Annotated in this window: 19 protein-coding genes; 12 read left to right on the forward strand and 7 right to left on the reverse strand. The window is 44.4% G+C overall.

Features of this window, described 5'->3' with window-relative positions; all coding sequences use genetic code 11:
- Nucleotides 1–205 precede the first annotated feature (205 nt).
- The 5 genes from C1G53_RS00745 to C1G53_RS00765 are packed head-to-tail and all read right to left on the reverse strand — an operon-like array spanning nt 206 to nt 4,733.
- The gene (locus C1G53_RS00745) at nt 206–1,663 is read right to left on the reverse strand and encodes a DUF2142 domain-containing protein (RefSeq protein WP_105117302.1); all 1,458 of its coding nucleotides are present in this window, start codon (nt 1,661–1,663) and stop codon (nt 206–208) included.
- 9 nt (nt 1,664–1,672) lie between these two features.
- Nucleotides 1,673–2,458, reverse strand: a complete 786-nt coding sequence (locus tag C1G53_RS00750; protein WP_105117303.1) for a glycosyltransferase family A protein — start codon at nt 2,456–2,458, stop codon at nt 1,673–1,675.
- A complete protein-coding gene (locus C1G53_RS00755; protein ID WP_105117304.1) occupies nt 2,451–3,704 on the reverse strand; it encodes a lipopolysaccharide biosynthesis protein in 1,254 nt (417 codons plus the stop codon). The genes C1G53_RS00750 and C1G53_RS00755 overlap by 8 nt, the downstream gene beginning before the upstream one ends.
- Nucleotides 3,697–4,035 (reverse strand): DUF2304 domain-containing protein, encoded by a 339-nt coding sequence (locus tag C1G53_RS00760; protein WP_105117305.1) that lies wholly within the window; start codon nt 4,033–4,035, stop codon nt 3,697–3,699. Before C1G53_RS00760 ends, C1G53_RS00755 begins: the two co-directional genes overlap by 8 nt.
- Nucleotides 4,032–4,733: a glycosyltransferase family 2 protein gene (locus C1G53_RS00765; protein ID WP_105117306.1), complete on the reverse strand. Its 702-nt coding sequence runs from the start codon at nt 4,731–4,733 to the stop codon at nt 4,032–4,034. Before C1G53_RS00765 ends, C1G53_RS00760 begins: the two co-directional genes overlap by 4 nt.
- Nucleotides 4,734–4,881: 148 nt before the next feature.
- Between C1G53_RS00765 and C1G53_RS00770 the strand changes: the two genes are divergently transcribed.
- From C1G53_RS00770 to C1G53_RS00800, 7 genes are all read left to right on the forward strand, one after another.
- On the forward strand, nt 4,882–6,123 hold the full coding sequence (locus C1G53_RS00770; protein WP_105117307.1) for an aminopeptidase: 1,242 nt from the start codon (nt 4,882–4,884) through the stop codon (nt 6,121–6,123).
- A 58-nt stretch (nt 6,124–6,181) separates the two neighbouring features.
- Complete coding sequence (locus C1G53_RS00775; RefSeq protein WP_024378839.1) at nt 6,182–6,415, forward strand: GlsB/YeaQ/YmgE family stress response membrane protein; 234 nt, start codon at nt 6,182–6,184, stop codon at nt 6,413–6,415.
- A gap of 428 nt (nt 6,416–6,843) precedes the next feature.
- Entirely contained in the window at nt 6,844–8,406 is a 1,563-nt protein-coding gene (locus C1G53_RS00780) for a 2-isopropylmalate synthase (protein WP_105113839.1), read from the forward strand.
- Nucleotides 8,407–8,414: 8 nt separating this feature from the next.
- Nucleotides 8,415–9,467, forward strand: a complete 1,053-nt coding sequence (gene leuB / locus C1G53_RS00785) for a 3-isopropylmalate dehydrogenase (protein ID WP_105117308.1) — start codon at nt 8,415–8,417, stop codon at nt 9,465–9,467.
- A complete protein-coding gene (gene leuC, locus C1G53_RS00790) occupies nt 9,464–10,843 on the forward strand; it encodes a 3-isopropylmalate dehydratase large subunit (RefSeq protein ID WP_105117309.1) in 1,380 nt (459 codons plus the stop codon). The genes leuB and leuC overlap by 4 nt, the downstream gene beginning before the upstream one ends.
- Complete coding sequence (leuD, locus tag C1G53_RS00795; RefSeq protein ID WP_015647424.1) at nt 10,843–11,436, forward strand: 3-isopropylmalate dehydratase small subunit; 594 nt, start codon at nt 10,843–10,845, stop codon at nt 11,434–11,436. The genes leuC and leuD overlap by 1 nt, the downstream gene beginning before the upstream one ends.
- Before the next feature lie 62 nt (nt 11,437–11,498).
- Nucleotides 11,499–12,284 carry an L-threonylcarbamoyladenylate synthase gene (locus tag C1G53_RS00800; RefSeq protein WP_105117310.1) on the forward strand — a complete coding sequence of 262 codons (786 nt, stop codon included), beginning with the start codon at nt 11,499–11,501 and terminating at the stop codon, nt 12,282–12,284.
- Nucleotides 12,285–12,344: 60 nt separating this feature from the next.
- On the opposite strand, the gene C1G53_RS00805 is transcribed toward C1G53_RS00800, so the two are convergent.
- A complete protein-coding gene (locus C1G53_RS00805) occupies nt 12,345–13,205 on the reverse strand; it encodes a helix-turn-helix domain-containing protein (protein WP_105117311.1) in 861 nt (286 codons plus the stop codon).
- Between the two features lie 410 nt (nt 13,206–13,615).
- Between C1G53_RS00805 and C1G53_RS00810 the strand changes: the two genes are divergently transcribed.
- Entirely contained in the window at nt 13,616–14,500 is an 885-nt protein-coding gene (locus tag C1G53_RS00810; RefSeq protein ID WP_105117312.1) for an ABC transporter ATP-binding protein, read from the forward strand.
- Nucleotides 14,497–16,839 (forward strand): hypothetical protein, encoded by a 2,343-nt coding sequence (locus tag C1G53_RS00815; protein ID WP_105117313.1) that lies wholly within the window; start codon nt 14,497–14,499, stop codon nt 16,837–16,839. Before C1G53_RS00810 ends, C1G53_RS00815 begins: the two co-directional genes overlap by 4 nt.
- A 44-nt stretch (nt 16,840–16,883) precedes the next feature.
- Here C1G53_RS00815 and def read toward each other — a convergent pair whose 3' ends face one another.
- On the reverse strand, nt 16,884–17,498 hold the full coding sequence (gene def / locus C1G53_RS00820) for a peptide deformylase (protein WP_023371605.1): 615 nt from the start codon (nt 17,496–17,498) through the stop codon (nt 16,884–16,886).
- Nucleotides 17,499–17,627: 129 nt separating this feature from the next.
- Here def and C1G53_RS00825 point away from each other — a divergent pair, with 129 nt between their 5' ends.
- From C1G53_RS00825 to C1G53_RS00845, 3 genes are all read left to right on the forward strand, one after another.
- On the forward strand, nt 17,628–18,791 hold the full coding sequence (locus C1G53_RS00825) for an MFS transporter (protein ID WP_105117314.1): 1,164 nt from the start codon (nt 17,628–17,630) through the stop codon (nt 18,789–18,791).
- Nucleotides 18,792–19,305: 514 nt separating this feature from the next.
- A complete protein-coding gene (locus C1G53_RS00840) occupies nt 19,306–19,932 on the forward strand; it encodes a GNAT family N-acetyltransferase (RefSeq protein ID WP_238139078.1) in 627 nt (208 codons plus the stop codon).
- Nucleotides 19,923–20,651 (forward strand): pseudouridine synthase, encoded by a 729-nt coding sequence (locus tag C1G53_RS00845; RefSeq protein ID WP_105117315.1) that lies wholly within the window; start codon nt 19,923–19,925, stop codon nt 20,649–20,651. The genes C1G53_RS00840 and C1G53_RS00845 overlap by 10 nt, the downstream gene beginning before the upstream one ends.
- The last annotated feature ends 40 nt before the right edge of the window (nt 20,652–20,691 follow it).

The raw sequence follows: 20,691 nt of genomic DNA on the forward strand, positions 1-20,691 counted from the left end.
GAGTATACATACTTACAGTTTGCTTTATTAGGTCGGCAGTTGAGGAAACCCTGTATCCTTATTTCCTGCTTCAATTAATTTCATCATTAGTTGAAGTAGCTTTGCCGTACCTCAGTACAGCCTGGTGCTATTTCATTGAGTATAATAAAAAACTAGATAATGTCTCTTAAATGACGATTATCTAGTTTTTTTATATAAATCAGACTTAGTAGGTAGATAAGACGATGAATACTAATACCATTGTTAAGATAATCCAACTGCCTTTGATGACAAAAGCATCGGAAATGCGGAAAGGTGTAAAAGATTTTATAGGTAGAGCTGTTATAGAGAGTGCAAAAAGAGGTAAAACACCCAGATAGTAACGACCTTGGATGCCATCTACGTGTCCGTAGCCAATCTTGGTCCAGGTTAGGTACATGACGAGAATAATCCCACAAATAATTCCCAGGCCAATGAGAATGCTACCTGTACGGCTGCGAAGTGTAACCTGTTTCTGACCTAAATTACTAGCGATAACGAATAAATAGAAGGTAAAAATTGGAATAAGCGTTTCCCGCATAGGTAGATTTAGGATTCCAAAGTAGAATAGCATGACTAAGCGGTGGGGAGTCAGGAAGAATTCTTTTGATAGAGCTAACAATCCATGACTAGGATTGGATAAGAAATATTGGATTTGTCCAACCAGACCAACTCCCTGTAGTGTCGTGGTCGATTTAATTTGTTGGTAACCGATAAACCAGATGGCGGTCAGAGCTAGAACTAAGCAGGATACTAAAAGAATGCTAATCGTAGGGAATTTGATAGAGAAACGTTCTTTTGGGATAAAGAAGAGCAATCCCATCAAGAGGATATAAGGTAATTTTAATGTGATTATCAGGCAAGAAAGAGCAGTAAACATAACAAGTTCCTTATAACCAAGCATTTTTTGTCTGGTCAGATAGTGGATAAAGAGCCCAATAATAACATAGATAAATCCGAGTGCAACTCCATCTTGATTATAGGAGGCGGCTAGGAAAATATTCATTGGCATGAGTACAATCAGCATCATTATTTGCCTAAAGTTGCCACTTAATTTGACAGCTATATAAGCTAGTAGTGCGTAGCAAATAGCATTAAAAATGCGACCTAGGTAATAGATTAAACCAACATTTAGATTCAAGGCTCGTCCCAGTGTAATACCGATAACCTGGGGTATATAACCGATAAACCAATAGGCATTGGTCGTACGAAAATCAGCCAGGCCCTTAAAAGGAACCTCAGTGGAGCTATGCTGATATTCAAAGGCATCTACAGCCAAGGGGGGCATAGTATAGTCATCAACAATAACAAAGTAGTCTTCAGATATTTGGAGATTTGCTGGGTTATTGTCTAAATTGATATCTCCTTGTGCGATATGCATAGCACGAGAAAGGTGAACATATTCATCTGGTGTATTCAATACGGGAGTTACAACGGAGAAGGCTAGGCCAGATATTAGTAAGACAAGCAAACAAGCAAAATCTTGCCTCTTAGGGAGTAGAAGAATGAAACCAATCATGAATAAGGCTAGAGGATAGACAGCGGTGGATGCGTGATAGTCTCGTATATAAATCGTATAAACTGTACAACAAGCAATGAAGCTGGCAAACAAGTACCATTTATTTTGGTTAAGTTTATGTAACACAAGAACCTCCTAGTGATTTGAGTCCTGTCCTTTGATATAAAAAGAATTGATTAGACGGGCAAGCGGCTTCGGCCAAAATAGTTCAAACATCATCAAGTCTTCCTTTGTCCGAGTATTGTCAGCTATGGTCTGTGAGGTCTCGGATTCTTGGTGAATGCGATGATACATAAGTGGTTTTGGGATATAGGAGAAAACTCCATTATACTGGTTTATTTGGTACCAGGCATACCAATCTAAATTGGTGCGCATTTGTTCATTGAACTGAAAGCCCCTTAGTTTATCCATGTTATAGGTGACAGCAGGGCAACAAATTGAATTCCCAAAGCTGAGGATAAAATGCCTCCAGGTCTTGGACTGAGGGAACAAGGATAGTCCTTTGAGTAGTATTCGTTTGACGGTTAAATTGGTATTACGGGAGATAGTTTGTCCATTCTTACATTCCATATAGTCTGAAAAGACAATAAGGTTTTTCGGGTTGCTTTGGAAAGATGTAAGCATTTCTTCGGCATAGCTTGATTGATAGATGTCATCTTGGTGGGCAATGGTTACATAGGGAGTAGACGTAAAGGAGAGAGCATTGTTCCAATCTTTTCCAATACTTCCACCTACAGAAGAATGCATAGGAATGGCATATTGCTCACAAAGCTGTTGAATGTGTTTACTAGGTGTAGAAGTATAGAGCTGAATAGAAGAGGAGATAGTTTGCTCCTGCAGTGACTGGATACAGGCTTCTAAAAAAGGACTGTCTCCGTAGGCACAGATAATGAAGGTATGTAGTGACTGTAAATTAGACATTCTTTTTTCCTTTGGAATAGAGATAGATAGTTAGTAGCCCCATGACTAGAGCGTATATGGTCATTGTTAGTAAGAAACTGATTGCAGCTCCAAGCAATTGATAATGGAAAATGAGTGGGCTGGTAATGATTCTTGAAAAGATAAATAGCAGGAGGTAGACAAAGACCAGGATTTTTTGTTGTCGAAATATGGTGATAAGATTTTCAAAAACAATAGCCAGGGAATATAGAATACCTGAAAAAACTAGAATTCCTAGTGTCAGATTATGGCTTGTCAAATCGATCCCAAATAGAAGGCTCAGGATGGGAGTGCCTATGCCGAAAGCTAGTAGGCTTATTAGACTGCCTCCGATGAACAAGCTTAGTACCAAGCGATTGCAAATCTGCCGAAATTCCTGGTAGCTATGTTGGTACCAAAGTCTAGCTAAACTGGTAATCAATGGACGCAGGATTAGTACACAAAGACTCATGAAAAATACAGGCATAAATAGAATGCTGAAATCACGTTGCATACCTGTCACCAGACTTCCTTCGGCTAGGCCGGTTTCGATGACTTGTTTTGGTTCATTAAAGATATAAGTGAGTAGGAAACCGTTGATAAAAAGAGGGAAACAGGCACGCAAAATAGTATAGGCATCCTTATGTAATGACTTTCTAAAAAGAGCATGAAGTTTAGTGGTATACAATTTCTGAGCTTGTCGGCAATCTAGAAGAAAGACCAAGGCCAGATTAGTTGTTGCCATAAGGGCTAGGGCTAGGGGAAGGTGTTTTCCGATAGCTAATGAGAAGGCTAATACTAAGGTACTGGTGGTGTAGCGAATAGTCATATTCTTCCCTGCTATATCTAGTCGATCTCGTTGCTGGAAAAAACCTTGAAATAAGTCGGAGATAACATCACCTACACGATAAAGGATGACCAAGAGGACAAGTTCATAGCTGGACTGATACTGAGTGAGAAGGAGATAGGGCAGAATGGTTGCGACCATAAGTGTCAAAGAATAGCTACGTGCTAATAGGTAGGCGGTAAAGGAATGGGTTTCTTTGATATCTGTCCCTTGATAGTTTCTTACCTGAAAGAGACCAATCACTACCCAAAGATTACCAATAGCATAGGCCATACTGAAGTCGTCGGCCGTTTTTGCGTTTGAAAAGCGAGATACAATAAGCAGATAGAGAACAGATACGGCAGCCGCGGCTAGATTACCAACCATATTCCAAAAATAAACTGATTTTTGTGTATTATTCATCTTTATCAAACCGTTCGATTGCAATAGTTTGTGCTAGTTCCTTTAGCTTGTTATCTAATTTTGATAGCCGCATAGTCAGCTGGAATTGATGGATAATCAGTAAAAAAATGATAAAGAGAAAAATGAAATTAACTGGTAAGGCGATGCCTAACAATTTTGTTATAGCTTCAGCTAAACTTGGAAATAGACTGAGGATAAGCAAGAGTGCAGAGAAAAAAATCCAAAATAGAGCATCAGGTATTTGTAGCTGCGATTTTCGTATCCTTCTAAGTATCAGAACACCTGTAAGGAGAGATACGAGGATAAGAATGGTTTGAAATAATAAACTCATTTGTTCATTCGCTTTCTAAAGTTTTGGATGATAAGGATGGAGGCAAACATATGAATCATGTACTGAATCGAACGAGAAAGTGTGAGATAGCTTTGACCTCCTTGTCGCTCTTGCATGGCTACTTGAACCTCCTTTACCTTGACGCCGTTTCGCAATAAGTAGGAAACGGTATCTGGTTCTGGGCCATAGTTAATATTCAAGGCAAATTCTTTGATGAGAGGTGCGCTAAACATGCGCATACCGGAAGTAGGGTCAGCTATTTCCTTTCCTGTCGTCAGTCTGATGGCACTGGCGATGAGACGATTGCCTAGCATTCTCAAGGACCAATTTTTGGGTTGGTTTACAAAGCGAGAACCAATGACTAGATCGTAGCCTTGGTCTATTTGATCAGAGAGACCTTGGATATATTCTGGTAAGTGTTGACCATCGGCGTCGAATTGAATGGCTTTTTTGTAACCATGTTTGTAAGCGTAGCGTAGGCCTGTTTGAAAAGCACCAGCCAATCCCAGATTGATAGGCAAATCTAGGATAGAGTACCCATTTTGATGGCAGATAAGAGAGGTATTGTCTTTTGAGCCATCATTGATGATGAGATAATCAAATTGGGGATAGTTTTGTATGAGGTTTTCAATGACTCCTTGAATAGACTCCTCTTCATTATAGGCTGGGATGATAATGAGTAGTTCAGACTTTTTCACATGCAATTCTCCTAAATGTTGTCCTATATATTGTACCAATTTTTCTATGAGGAATGCAACTCAATATAGTTATTTATTGACTAAGATTTAGGAAAATAATAAAAAATATGATACAATAATCTAGTATTACATTTCAAAGGAGAATAAAATGGTACTACCAAATTTTAAAGAAAATCTCGCTAAATATGCTAAGCTCTTGGTGTCAACTGGTATCAATGTACAGCCAGGTCACACTGTTCAATTGACAATCGGTGTGGAACAGGCTGAATTGGCTCGTTTGATTGTCAAAGAAGCCTATGCGCACGGTGCGGCTGAAGTCTTGGTCAACTGGTTGGACGATGTGATTGCGCGTGAGCGTTTGGTTAATGTCGATGTGGAACTCTTGGAACAGGTTCACCCACAACGCATCACTGAAATGAACTTCCTTTTGGAGCGCAAGGCAAGCCGTTTGGTTGTCTTGTCAGATGATCCAGGTGCTTACGATGGCGTTGATCCAGAGAAATTGTCACGCAACGCACGCGCACTTAGCCAGGCCTTGAACCCAATGCGTCAAGCAACGCAAGCCAACAAAATCAGTTGGACACTGGCTGCAGCCTCTGGTTTGGAATGGGCCAAAAAAGTCTTCCCAAATGCAACATCTGACGAAGAGGCAGTGGGCCTCCTTTGGGACCAAATCTTCAAGACCTGCCGTATCTACGAGGAAGATCCGATCAAGGCTTGGGAAGAGCACGAGGCACGCTTGGTTGCTAAGGCCAAGGTCCTTAACGACGAGCAGTTTGTCAAATTGCACTACACAGCACCAGGAACCGACCTCGTTCTCGGTATGCCGAAAAACCACTTGTGGGAAGCGGCTGGTTCGGTCAATGCCCAAGGTGAGCACTTTATTGCTAATATGCCAACAGAAGAGGTCTTCACAGCACCTGACTACCGTGTGGCAGACGGCTATGTAACATCCACAAAACCACTCAGCTACAACGGTAACATCATCGAAGGCATCAAGGTAACCTTCAAAGATGGTGAAATTGTGGATGTAACTGCTGAAAAAGGCGATGAAGTCATGAAGAAGTTGGTCTTTGACAACGCTGGAGCGCGTGGTCTTGGTGAAGTTGCCCTTGTGCCAGACAAGAGCCCGATTTCTCAATCAGGCGTGACCTTCTTCAATACTCTCTTTGATGAAAATGCCTCAAACCACTTGGCCATCGGTTCTGCTTATGCTTTCTCTATCGAAGGTGGTACAGAAATGAGCCAAGAAGAGCTCAAAGAAGCAGGCCTTAACCGTTCTGATGTCCATGTGGATTTCATGATTGGTTCTAACAAGATGAACATTGACGGTATCCGTGAAGACGGCACTCGTGTGCCAATCTTCCGTGACGGTGAGTGGGCAATCTAAAAATGATGCTATAAGACTGGGCAACCAGTCTTATTTTGTAAATAAGGAGGAATATAAGATGTTATCAAGTATAATCGCTGGTGCCATTATTGGCCTGATTGCTGGGGCTTTGACCTCATCAGATGACCGTCGTGGCTGTCTAGGAAATATTATCCTTGGACTTGCTGGTTCATGGATTGGGCAGTTGCTCTTTGGTGACTGGGGTCCACAGTTTGCTGGGATGGCCTTGGTACCGTCAGTCTTTGGAGCCGTATTGTTGGTGGCGATTTTTTCTAGTTCTAGACGAAATTAAACACCGGAACCGTGCTTCAATTGGAGCACGGTTTTTTGTGGTCTGAATTTGTACGAATTGCGACATTATTCGGATTTTTCAGAAAATTTCCATTTTTCTGTTGACAAGTGAAAATAAGTAGGGTATCATTGTAAACAATTAAGAACCTGTATTCACAAGTGAAGTGCTGAACTGTGAATACAGGTTCCAGAACACTGAAAGGAAAAAGTCAAATGAAACCTGTCACTACAAAATTCTTTGCTTTGTTGTTGCGACGGTCGGGCTAGTGCTGAAAGAATGCATTAGTCCTGTTTGGCTTACCAAGCGGGCGCTGTTGACAACATCTCGCGGGTAGTTTTCCTCGAGGTGTTTTCTTTTTCTTAGTATACTTTGAAATCTAAGAAAGAGAACCTAATATTGACGTTAGGGTTATTTAGAAAGGTGTTCTTATGCGTGTGATTGAATTTTTAGATACAACTTTGCGAGATGGTGAACAGACGCCGGGTGTGAATTTTTCTATCAAGGAAAAAGTGACCATCGCCAAGCAGTTGGAGAAATGGGGGATTTCTGCCATTGAAGCGGGTTTCCCAGCGGCCAGTCCTGATTCATTTGAAGCGGTTCGTCAAATTGCGGCAGCGATGACCAAGACGGCTGTGACAGGTTTGGCTCGGTCAGTCAAATCAGACATTGATGCTTGTTATGAGGCTCTGAAAGATGCCAAGTATCCGCAGATCCATGTTTTTATTGCGACCAGTCCTATCCATCGGGAATTTAAACTGCAAAAGACCAAGGAAGAAATTTTGGCGCAAATCACTGAACATGTCAGCTATGCCCGTGAGCGTTTTGAAATAGTGGAGTTCTCGCCAGAGGATGCGACGCGGACTGAGTTGGATTATTTGCTTGAAGTGGTGCAAACAGCGGTAGATGCGGGTGCGACTTACATAAATATTCCAGACACAGTTGGTTTTACCACTCCTCAGCACTACGGAGAAATTTTCCGTTATCTGACAACTAATGTCAAATCGGACCGTGAGATTATTTTCAGTCCCCATTGCCATAATGACCTAGGCATGGCTGTTGCCAACACCCTTTCAGCTATTAAAAATGGAGCTGGTCGGGTCGAAGGAACTATCAATGGTATCGGTGAGCGGGCTGGAAATGCGGCCCTTGAAGAAGTAGCTGTTGCTCTTGAAATTCGGAAAGATTTCTACGATGTAACCAGTCCCATTGTCCTCAAGGAAACCCTTAATACTTCGGAATTAGTATCTCGCTTCTCAGGGATTGCCATTCCACGTAATAAGGCGGTGGTTGGTGGCAATGCCTTCTCACACGAGTCAGGTATTCACCAGGATGGTGTCTTGAAAAATCCATTGACCTATGAAATCATTACACCTGAGTTGGTAGGGGTCAAGAAAAATTCTCTGCCACTGGGTAAACTATCTGGTCGCCATGCCTTTGTAGAAAAGCTAAAAGAACTAGACCTGTATTTTGAAGAGAGTGATGTTGCTAGTTTGTTTGCTCGTTTCAAAAACCTGGCAGACAAGAAGGAAAAAATTACGGATGCGGATATTCGTGCCTTGGTTGCTGGTACAGAAATCAGCAATCGAGATGGTTTCCAATTTAAAGATTTGCGTTTGGATAGTCAGTCTGACGGCAGCATTCAGGCTCAGGTCATCTTTATCAATCAAGATGAGGAAGAAGTGGTGGTTGCTGAGACTGGTAAGGGTTCGGTTGAAGCTGTCTTTAATGCCATTGACCAATTCTTCCAGCAGGACATCAGCTTGGAACGCTACCACATTGACGCCATTACATATGGAATTGATGCTCAGGCGCGTGTGCTGGTAGCCGTAGAAAATCAGGCAACGGAGACAGTCTTCAACGCCTCTGGTATTGACTTTGACGTACTGAAGGCTTCGGCCATTGCCTATATCCATGCTAATGTCATGGTGCAAAAAGAAAATAGTGGACAGATAGATAAGAAACTATCAGAGAAAGACTTGCCACACATCTAGGAGGGAATATGACGAAAAAAATTGTAGCCTTGGCTGGTGATGGAATCGGTCCTGAAATCATGGAGGCTGGCCTAGCAGTCCTTGAGGCTGTGGCTGGGCAAGTAGGATTTGATTATGAGATTGAGGAGAAAGCTTTTGGTGGCGCTGGGATTGATGCGAGCGGGCACCCTCTACCTGAGGATACCTTGCAAGCTTGCCGAAAGGCGGATGCGATTTTGTTGGCAGCTATCGGTAGCCCTCAGTATGACAGTGCGGCTGTCCGTCCAGAGCAAGGTCTTCTTCAACTTCGTAAAGAATTGGGTCTTTTTGCCAATATCCGTCCTGTTAAGATTTTTGATAGCCTGAAAAACCATTCACCACTGAAAGCGGACCGGCTGGACGTAGTAGATTTGGTCATGGTACGGGAGTTGACAGGTGGGATTTATTTTGGGGAGCATATCCTTGAAACTGACCAAGCCAGCGATAGCAATACCTATCAGGCAGAAGATATTGAACGGGTTGTCCGCTCTGCCTTTGACCTAGCCCAAAAAAGACGAAAAAAAGTTACCAGCATTGATAAACAAAATGTACTGGCGACGTCAAAATTGTGGCGGAAGGTGGCGGAAGAGGTGGCCAAGGACTACCCCGATGTGACCTTGGAGCATCAGTTGGTGGATAGTGCAGCCATGCTCTTGATTACTAATCCTAGTCGGTTTGATGTCTTGGTGACGGAAAATCTCTTCGGTGATATCTTGTCGGATGAGGCCAGTGTACTGACAGGAACGCTAGGTGTTCTGCCTTCTGCCAGTCACGCGGTGGCAGGTCCTAGTCTATATGAACCTATTCACGGTTCGGCACCGGATATTGCAGGTCAGGGCATTGCCAATCCTGTCAGTATGATTCTATCTGTTGCTATGATGTTGGAAGAAAGTTTTGATTTGGTCCAAGCAGGTCAGACCATTCGCCAAGCCGTTGAAGCAGTCTTTGCACAAGGCGTTTTCACGAAAGATTTAGGTGGGACCGCCTCTACCAAAGAAATGACGGAAGCTATTATTTCCCAGATTGAAAGGAGAAAGCCATGAGTGGAAAATCCATTTTCGATAAACTCTGGGACCGCCATGTGATTACAGGTCAGGAAGGTCAGCCCCAGCTCCTTTATGTGGACCAGCACTATATCCATGAGGTGACCAGTCCCCAGGCCTTTGATGGTCTGCGAGAGGCTGGACGTCAGGTCCGTCGGCCAGAATTGACCTTTGGTACATTTGACCATAATGTTCCAACGGTTAATATTTATGATATCCGTGATGTCATTTCCAAGGCTCAGATGGAAGCCTTAGCTCGCAATGTGGTGGAATTCGGTATTCCACATGCGCCACATGGGTCTGCCAACCAAGGCATTGTCCATATGGTGGGTCCAGAAACTGGCTTGACTCAGCCAGGGAAATTCATCGTCTGTGGAGATAGTCATACGGCAACCCACGGAGCTTTCGGGGCCATTGCCTTTGGGATTGGGACAACAGAAGTAGAGCATGTCTTTGCAACTCAAACCCTGTGGCAGGTCAAACCCAAAAAGCTCTTAGTACGGTTTACAGGTAAGCCGAAAAAGGGGATATACTCCAAGGATTATGTCTTAGCATTGATTGCTAAGTATGGTGTGGCACTGGGGGTTGGTTATGTAGTCGAGTATGTGGGTGAGGCTATTGATGCTCTGACCATGGAAGAACGGATGACGATTTGCAATATGTCTATCGAGTTCGGATCCAAGATGGGGATTATGAACCCAGATCAAACCACTTTTGATTATCTAGCAGACAAGGAAAAACGCCCCAAAGACTTTGAGGCAGCGGTGGCGGATTGGAAAACCTTGGTATCTGATTCAGATGCAGTTTATGACAAGGTCATTGAGATGGATGTTTCAAATCTGGCACCGATGGTAACATGGGGAACCAACCCTTCCATGGGGGTATCCTTTGATGAGACCTTTCCTGAAGTTCGCGATATGAACGATGAACGAGCGTATAAGTACATGAACTTACAGCCTGGACAAAGTCCAAAGGACATCGAAATTGGCTATGTTTTCCTGGGGTCCTGTACCAATGCCCGTCTTTCTGACTTGCAGGTAGCCGCTAAGATTGTTGAAGGCAAACGTGTGGCAGATCATGTGACTGCAATTGTGGTTCCGGGTTCGAGGCCGGTTAAGTCAGCTGCAGAAGCACTAGGCTTAGACAAAATTTTCTTGGAAGCTGGCTTTGAATGGCGGGATCCGGGTTGCTCCATGTGTCTGGGGATGAACCCGGACAAGGTGCCGACAGGTGTCCACTGTGCATCGACTAGCAACCGAAACTTTGAGGATCGACAGGGTGTTGGATCACGAACCCACCTGTGCAGCCCAGCCATGGCAGCAGCGGCAGCTATTGCAGGACGCTTTGTAGATGTTCGTGAAATGGAGGCGGTTTGATGGAAAAGTTTACAATCTACTCTGGGACGACCGTTCCACTCATGAATGACAACATTGATACCGATCAGATTTTGCCCAAGCAGTTTCTCAAGCTGATTGACAAGAAGGGGTTTGGCAAGTACCTCATGTATGAGTGGCGTTATCTGGATAACAAGTACACTGAGGACCCTGATTTTATCTTCAATACGGCACCATATCGTCAAGCAACGATCTTGATTACAGGGGACAACTTTGGGGCAGGTTCGTCTAGGGAGCACGCTGCTTGGGCACTAGCTGACTATGGCTTCAAGGTTATCATTGCAGGCTCCTTCGGGGATATTCATTATAACAATGACCTCAACAATGGCATCTTGCCAATCGTTCAGCCCCGTGAGGTTCGGGAGAAATTGGCTGCGCTGGCATCAACTGATGAGGTGACTGTCGATCTCTACCAGCAAAAAATCATCTCTCCAGTCGGAGAATTTGATTTTGAGATCGATGCAGATTGGAAACACAAATTACTCAATGGCTTAGACGATATCGGGATTACCCTTCAGTATCAGGATTTGATTGAGGAGTATGAGAGGAATCGGCCAAGCTACTGGCAGGAATAAAATAAAGACAAGAAAACAAGCAGGTCGCTCTGCTATGGAACAAAAGAAAAGAGGAAACTACTATGACGAAACAAATTCACTGGGATGGCGCACTTTCACAAGAAGGATTTGACATTATTAAGGGTGAGGGAGGTGTGATTGTCTGCCCGACTAAGGTTGGTTATATTATCATGACTGCCGACAAGGCTGGCTTGGAGCGTAAGTTTGATGCCAAAGAGCGCAAGCGTAATAAGCCAGGCGTGGTCCTTTGTGGTAGCATGGAGGAGCTTCGTGAGTTGGCTCAGTTGACGCCTGAGATTGATGCCTTCTACCAAAAACATTGGGATGAGGATATTTTGTTGGGTTGTATCCTGCCGTGGAAACCAGAGGCATATGCCAAGTTGCAGGCCTATGGGGACGGTCGTGAGGAATTGATGACCGATGTTCGTGGTACTTCATGCTTTGTTATTAAGTTTGGTGTGGCTGGCGAACAGATTGCTAAGGAAATGTGGGAAAAGGAAGGCCGTATGGTCTACGCTTCTTCTGCCAACCCGTCAGGTAAGGGAAATCGTGGCAAGGTAGAAGGGATCGGTGAGCGGATTGCTTCTAAGGTGGATTTGATCATCGAGGCGGATGATTATGTGGCATCTATCCAGCCAGATAAGACCATTGAAACCCGCTATGAGCAAGGGGTTATGGTGTCTATGGTAGACAAAGATGGTAAACTCATTCCAGAACAAGGTGCGGATAGTCGTTCTATCTGCCCATGCCCAGTTGTCATCCGTAAGGGTCTGGACATTGATAAAATCATGATGCACTTGTCTGACCATTTCAACTCTTGGGACTATAGACAAGGGGAATACTATTAAGCTAATTGAGAACGATCCGAAAGGGTCGTTTTTTCTACCAGAAAAAAACTGACCGAGATTTCAGTCAGTTTGGTGCTGTTTGATAAGAAATTGGAGGTTGTCGACTAGCCTTTTCTCGTCCGTCAGCTCCAAAATGTGCAATCCTTTGTCAATCAGTTCCTGCTTGTTTTGTGCTATGCCTAGATAGACATAGGCACGGGCTAGTTGGTCATAGCGTTTTTCCTGCTTGGCTAGGTCCATGAGTTTGGTGGCAAAAAAAGTAGACTTGCTGTACTGTCTTTGTTCCAAGAAAAAATAAGAAAGAGACTGATAGTATGACAGTATGGTGGGCTGAATTCTCTTGTAATCCTTGTATTTTTCCAATCGTTTTAGAAGAAGATTGGCAGTTTCTTCAAGGCTATCAAGTGAGATTATATGTGACAAGAGAGTACCTACTAAGATAATATCGTTATGGTACCAGTTGTCATATCGCTCCAATTCTGACCAGAGGAGCTTAGAAAGGGTTTCAGCTTCTTCGGAAAGTTGATTGAAAGAGGTGCTGTTTCGAATTGCTACTACAGTTTCTAAAAGTTGACATTTTCGACGGATAGGACCATCATCTGGTTCTTTTTTCAAGTGGTACTGGCAACGCTTTATCAAATCCTCCATGGTCTTAGTGGTCGGATTTCTGAGATTATCTATATCATAGAGCAATTGTTGGCGTTGGCTAGGCTGGTAGTAGTTACAGAGGTATTCAAACTCCTCGAAGGTCATATCAACTTGCTTAAGCAAGAAACGCATGAGCTCATAGCTAGGAATGGTTTGATTTTTCTCGAAGCGAACCAAGGTCGTCCGATTGAGATAATCCCCACAAATCTGTTCCTGACTTAAATGCTTACTTTTCCGAATGCTCTTATAAACACTTCCGTAATCCCACCGCATAATCTACTCCTTGAAAAAATGTGATTATTTGCAACAAAACGAATTAACTTTATAAAAATAGTATATCATAATAATGTAGAAATATTGTTTTTTTTGTATATAGAAAATAGGCTGATGAAAGGTGTAACCTAATGAAATAGCTTGATAAAAACACCTTATTTTTAAGTGCAGTTATTGTTCTTTCGTCTAGTGTCCTATTATTTCATAGGAACCCGATTCAGATTGTAGATAGAGAGATTTGGCTCTGGCTAAATTCATTTATTCATGTGCTATTTTTAAAACCTGCTGCTAGTCTAGGCTTTCTTGTGGGGCTTTATCTGCTATACAAGGCTGTCAAGAAGTAGTCTAGCTAACTAAGCTGATGAAAGTCTGCTGCACCGCTCTGCCATTTCCCCAAGAAAGGAGTTTCTATGCTAAAAGTAGTTGATGTCTGCAAGCGATACGGTGCCCACCAGGTCCTGTCCTATGTGTCCTTTGAGCTAGAAGCGGGGGACTTGGTGGCCCTTGTGGGGCCCAATGGTGTGGGAAAATCCACTCTGTTGAATATCATCAGCAACACAGAAACGGCTGACCGTGGGTCGGTAACCATCAATGGTCGTCCTAATAGTGACCGAGCGATTTTTCAAGATATGTCTGTCATGTTGGACGCCCAAGCCCTTTATCCACAGTTGACGGGTTACGACCATCTGGCCTATGTGGCTGCCACCCACAAGCTGGGGAAAAAGGAAGTGGATGTCCTGGTGGAAGAGTTGGGGATGGGCTACTATGTCAAAAAACGGGTGGCTGGCTATTCCATGGGCATGAAGCAGAAACTTCTCTTTGCCATGGCTGTCCTTCCCAAGCCTAAGCTCTTGTTGCTGGATGAACCCCATATCGGCTTGGATCCGACCAATATCATCCAGCAGCGGGAATTTCTTCTGAACTTACAGGCAGAAGGGGTTGCCATTTTACTTTCTTCCCACCATTTGTCGGAGATTGAGAAGCTGACTAATCAGGTTTATTTCCTCAAGTCCAGCAAGTTGGTTGCCACAGAAGTGGAGTTGTCGGCGGATTATGATTACCATCTTGCTGTGGAAAACTCCAAGCAGGTTCAGGAATTTTTACGGGATTATCCTCAACTCTTGTGGAAAAAGGCAGAGCAGGGTCTGGTGGAAATCTTCTTGCCTGAGCGAGATTTGCTAGATTGTCTGGATCGTATTCCAATCCAGCAGGTGGCTGGCCTTACAAAAGCCAGCGACTATATGGAGTCCCTCTACCGTGATCTCTACGTGGAGGAAGGTGGTGAGGGGACATGAGGCTGAACTTTGAAATCAAGAAAATCCTCTGGTCACCTCTCTACTGCTTGCTCGTGCTGGGTTTTCTGGGTCTGGCCTACCTTCCTATTTCTCAGCGCCAAGTCCACCAAGCGACCTATGTGGAAACCTATAAAGAAGAACTGAGTGAATTGGCCAGTGTACTAGTTGATATAAAAATTGAGGAGGAGTCAGAAGAAGCACCGCGGATGGTGGGCTTGAAATCCGATATAGACAGTGTCGGTCAGGCCTTAGATGAGGGCAAGTTTGAAGCTATCCCCAACTACCGCAAACTCATGTATCAGGATTTGGACTATTTTATCAGTCGCAATCGACAGCTTTTTCAAACGCGACAGTCTTTGACCCAAACGGAAGTCGAACGTTTGGCCAGATGGAATGATTGGCTGTTGGAGTATCAATTGCCTGATGGTCCTGAAAACAAGGCTTGGTCAACAGGGCGAATTGTTCAAGCCTACTTAGAAAGTTTGTTTGGTTTTCTTCCTGTATTTTTGGTGCTTGGTTTTCTGCTTGCCAATCAGCTGGCGGAAAAGACACTGGCTCATCAAGTTTGGCAGTTGCGGCAATGGGATAGTCTGAGTTTGCAGGGGATAAGGCGTTTGGCTGCTTCCTTGCTTTCGCTTCTGCTGGCTGTGGGAACAGGCTTGCTCTTTATCCTGGTCTATGATGGGCTGACAGGTCAGTTGGCTGTATCTAGTTTTCAAGCTCCTCTTGAGATTTTGGGGCAGAGTCAGTTGATAGGCTCTTGGCTTTATGGGCTTATCTTGCTTGGTTTTTGGCTGGTCTTGCTTCTTGCTGTTCGCCTGCTATTTGGATTTTTGGACCACTTGTTAGCCAGTCGGCTGATTTTTGTAGTGACGGGGTTACTATTGGCTCTGGGGCTTTCCTATCAGGCTGGTGCAGTAGCTGGTTGGTCAGGTCAAGTATTTCCCTTACTGGCCTTTCCTAGTTTTTTAGACACAGGCGTATTTTCACAGGTCTTTGTAGCGGTGGATGTCTTTCTCCTGCTGACCATTGGGCTTTTCGTTGCCTATTATGTGCTGACAGAAAAGAAAAGGTTGGTCTTGTCAGTTGGTCATCAGAAAGAATGGGAAACCGGTCCTTTGGACAAGGTTTGGTCTTTTGAAATACTCATCCTTAGTCGGTTCAAGATTTGGAAAGGGCTCGTCTTAGGAAACTTGCTCCTAGCTCTGCTATTTTCCCTAGTAACAGGCCTACAAAAGCAAGAGGTTGCCCAGGAGGAGAGGGTTTCGATGGAGTTGGTTGCCCAGTCCTATGAGCAGGATGGGGCATATGTGGAGGTTTTGCAGTCGGAAATCAACCGTCTGAGGCAGTTGGTCAAAGAGGACGTGAGCTATCAGGAGGAGTTGGAGCTGAGGCTTGGTCTCTTGCAAGAATATCGTGTCTATAAAGACCTATATGTCAAGCAGTGGCAGGTTTATCAGGAAAAACCTAAGGCTCTGCCGGCTAGTCACCTTGCTATGCTGGAGTCAGAGCAGGTCTATCTATGGGCTAGAGAGGAGAAAGCTTTTGCCAATGGTGATATTGGGGCCAGCCAGACGATGGACAATCTTCGCCGTTACCAGACCCGCAATCAGGTCAGTCAGTATTACTGGCAGCAGCTGATGGAGGCTGGGGTGCCTGCAACTAAGCGGGGCAAGGATGTCATTTTGACTAGCTTGGAAAATCGTTTTGATACTAATGATGCCTTGGTTCCAGTAGACGATCCCTCTTGGGACCGTTCCAGAGATCTGTCAGGTATCGGCAGTCTGCGCTCTCTCTTTGATGGTCCGGCCTATTTGGTGGTGCTCTTGCTGGCGGTTTGGCTTGGCAGTCGGGGCAAGGCGGTAGAAGTTGCTGGAAAAAACTGGCGTCTTTATCAGACCCAGCCTGTGGATTTGCGCAAGGTTCTGCTTACCAAGTGGTTGTTGGGACTGGGCCAGGCACTAGGTTTTACAATGCTCTTTCTAGCTAGTCTTTTCCTAGTCAATAGTCTAGTCGGAGGAATCGGTTATCTGGAAGATGGCCTTATCTTGCTTTCGCATTCGGAGAGGGGTATTTTTCTTGAACTCCTGAGGGGACAAGAACTCTGGGCTTGGTTCCTGCCCAATGCTTCTTATCTCTTGTGGATGGTGCTTGGATTGCTTGTTTTGGAAATTGTTCTAGTCAGTCTCAATCATCTTTTGCAAGTTCGGTTTTCAAATCGTTTAGTGGTTTTCATCCTACTAGCTGGTTTGCTGGCTCTGCTGGACTACCTCCTCTTGCAAGACCTTATTTTGGATGGGCAGGAAATCTTTAGGCAGTTCGTATTGCTATGTTCATAAATAAAGAAAAACTGGCTGAAAATTCTTCAGTCAGTTTCTTATCTTTATTCAATCACCAACATGCCTTCTTTAACGGCAAATGGGTGTTCTGGGTCAATGCGGTCGTAGAACATGACACCGTTGAGGTGGTCGATTTCGTGTTGGACCACGATGGCATTAAAGCCTTTGAGTTTGATACGGTGTGTTTCTCCATTTTTGTCCATGTAGTCAACAGTCACGCGCGCGTGGCGGACAACGTAGCCCTGGACTTCGCGGTCAACGGATAGGCAGCCCTCGCCCCCTTCCATAGCCGCTTCTTGGACAGAATGTGCCACAATTTTAGGGTTGTACATGACCTCTTGGAGGGAGTAGGCTTGGGCAGGTGGGTTGCCTTCCTCATCTTCTGGATTTGGGACTAAGACAGCAATGATGCGTTTGGAAACGTCAATCTGAGGTGCTGCTAGACCAACTCCGCCACGGAGTTTCATCTTCTCCGCCATGACTGGATCCTGGGAATGTTTGAGGAATTGCATCATTTTTTCGCCTAGGATGATTTCTTGATCAGATAGGGGAAATGCAACTTCTTCAGCGACCTGGCGTAGGGTTGGGTGTCCTTCACGGATGATGTCATCCATGTCAATCAAATGGGCAGCTTTTGTCAATCGTTCAATAACAGACATGATTCTCTCCTTTGAATATAGTTAAGATAAGTATAGCATGAAATGGGAGAGAATAAAAGTCGGACTTTTCTATCTATTCGTTTTCAAATCTGTTATACTAGTAAAAGACGAACGTTGAAAGGGAGAAAAATGAAAAGAATTTTAGAAAAAGCCAGTTTGCTGGCCCTATCCACCATGCTGGTTTCGACATTTGCAGTTTCACCAGCCATTCCGCAGATGATTGAGCATTTTGCCCAGCAGGGAATTGCAGCGGCCCAGGTGGAAAACTTAATTACGGTGACGTCATTTGCTATTATGGTAGCACTCTTGATGAATGGCTTGGTTGTCCGTTTCTTATCGGAACGAAACATTATCATTGCAGGGCTTTTGCTTATGGCCATCGGTGGAGCTTTGCCCATGTTTCTAACTGCCTATCCTCTGATTTTATTGGCTCGTATCTTGCTTGGTTTGGGGATTGGCTTGATCAATGCGCGTGCGATTAACATCATCGGTAACTTTTTCACCGGTCAAGAGCGGGTGCAGATGATGGGCTTGCGTGGCTCAGCAGAGGTTTTGGGAAGCGCAGGCTTAACGCTTCTTGTCGGTTGGTTGACTCAATTTGGTTGGCAACCTGCCTTCCTGGTCTACCTTTTTGCCTTGGTCATCTTGGCTCTTTTCCTTCTCTTTGTGCCCAAGGAAGAATTACTTGCTCGTATGGAGGTTAAGCTAGAAGAGAACGTGCCAAAGGCTAAATTGGACAAGACCATGTGGAAGATGGGAATTTATCTGGCATTCTTAGCCTTCTTTGTTATCAACGTCAATACCTTTCTGACCATTCGTATTCCTCAGATTGTTTTAGCCAAGGGTATCGGTACGGCACAAGAGGCTAGTTTGATTCTCAGTCTCATGCAAGTCATGGGGATTGTGGCAGGGACAGTCTTTAGTAGCTTGGTTGGTCGGTTGAAGGGCTGGCTTTTGGCAGTTTCCTATGTGGTCTTTGGACTCGCGGTTGTCGGTATTGCCTTTGCGGATAATCTCTGGGTACTGGGGCTTGGTGGTATGGTGTCAGGGTTTTTCTATAGCATCATTTTGACCATTGTCTTTAGTCAGGTAACAGACCGTGCCCCCAAGGCCTTGCTCAATGCGGTCATGACCATCGTCCTTATGGGCTGCAATATCGGCGGTGCCACATCTGCTATCTTGCCGACTTATCTGGAAAAACTCAATCCAACCCCAACAGGTGCCTTTGGTATTTACGCCATCGGCTGTGCCTTGATAAGCGCTGGCTTGATTTATAAACAGCTGAAGAAGTAGGAGTGAGAAAGAACTCGACTGGTCTAAAAAGAGTTCGTCAACAAGTCCTTATTTCCAGTTGTTGAGCTTTAACAGTCTATTCCCAGACATCAATTTATGTGAGCTGACTGCCGTCAGCTTATATCTCCCACTTTAAAAGGTTTCCCACCCCCGTATAGCTCCAACAGTCAGAGTAGTGACTGTTGGAGGTTGAAAATAGAGCGAACAAGGTTCGTTACAAAAAGGTTTGGGGAACCTTTGGAGGTCGGAGATAGAGCGAACAGAGTTCGCTACAAAACTGTCGGGGAGACAGTTTGAGGTTGGAAATAGAGCGAACTCTGTTCGCATCAGTCGTATAGGTCAGATTTGGAGTGTAATACACGAACTGATGAAATTTGCTACGCAAATCCTATCTCCAACCTTTAACAGTCTCCCAGACTGTTAAAGCCAATCAACCACTGCGCTGAGATGTTGACACGAACTCTAAGTAGTAGCCGTTGGGCTTGAGCCCAGCCTCTTTTGGTATAATATTCTTATGTTAGAAAACAACCGCTTAAATGAATTGCTCTTGCGTTTTCCCGAGGATGTTCAGTTGATTTTTAAGGACATGATTCCCTCCTATCAGTTGGGCTATGTGGATTATGTTTATCAGACAGATAGTTACGCCACCCAAAATCGTCGGATTAAAAATTTGGCAAAAAATTTCCGAAGAATGGATTATTTTTACATCATGCCCCTACCCCAGGATCTGGCATTGGAAATTGCTAACCAATGGCACTATCAACCACCTTTGGATGCCTATATGATTAGTGCGAACCCCGAGACTTATGCGGAGATGATTTCGCCTGAGGCGCGTGGGGACCGCTTTTTTGCAGTCATCCGCAATGCCGCCCTCATGGGCTATTTCTGTATTGACCAAGATGGTGAGACCGTTGACATTCGTTTGGGGATGAAACCTTCTTTGACAGGTCAGGGAAATGGCAGAGCTTTCTATCAGGCTATTGAAGACTATTTAGTAGAGCGTGTTCAGCCAGCTAGTATCAAACTGACAGTTGCTAGCTCTCATCAAGTTGCCCAAAAACTCTTTCATGCTCTTGGATTTACAGAAATAGAAAAGCAAGCAGAATATATCAAAATGGAAAAGAAAGTCGTATGCGATTAGATAAATTTTTAGTGGACTGTGGTGTCGGCAGTCGGACAGAAGTCAAGAAACTCCTGAAAAACAAGCAAGTCACAGTCAACGGCCAAGTAGAAACCTCCCCAAAACAGCAGATTGATGAAAAGTCAGATCAGATTGTACTAGCAGGTCAGGTCTTGAGCCATGAAACTTTTGTTTACTATCTGTTAAACAAGCCCAAGGGTGTCATATCAGCCACGGAGGATAACCACCATCGGACTGTCTTGGACCTGCTAGATAATACAGCTCACCAGAAGGAAGTTTTTCCTGTTGGACGCTTGGACATCGATACCCATGGCTTGCTCCTTTTGACCAACAACGGCCAGCTGGCTCATGCTATGCTTTCTCCGAAAAAACATGTTGATAAACGCTACCGTGCACAGGTTGACGGGATCATGACCCAAGAGGATGTCGAACGATTTGCGGCAGGAATTGAGCTGAAAGACCTTACCTGTCAACCAGCCCAGTTGACCATCCTCTCTACAGATGAAGCTAAGCAGACCTCGCTCGTTGACATCACCATCCGAGAAGGGAAATTTCACCAGGTCAAACGCATGGTGCAGGCCTGTGGAAAGACGGTGACAGACTTGCAACGATTGACCATGGGGCCTCTTCGCTTAGATCCCAAATTAGTGCTTGGAGAATACCGCAGGTTGACTGCTGCCGAATTAAAGCAATTAGAAGTCTTTGGTGTGGAATTATAGATAAAATAGAAAAGACTTGCTCCCGCTTGGAAGCAAGTCC

The organism is Streptococcus suis, from assembly GCF_002960445.1.
Classification (GTDB): domain Bacteria; phylum Bacillota; class Bacilli; order Lactobacillales; family Streptococcaceae; genus Streptococcus; species Streptococcus hyiners.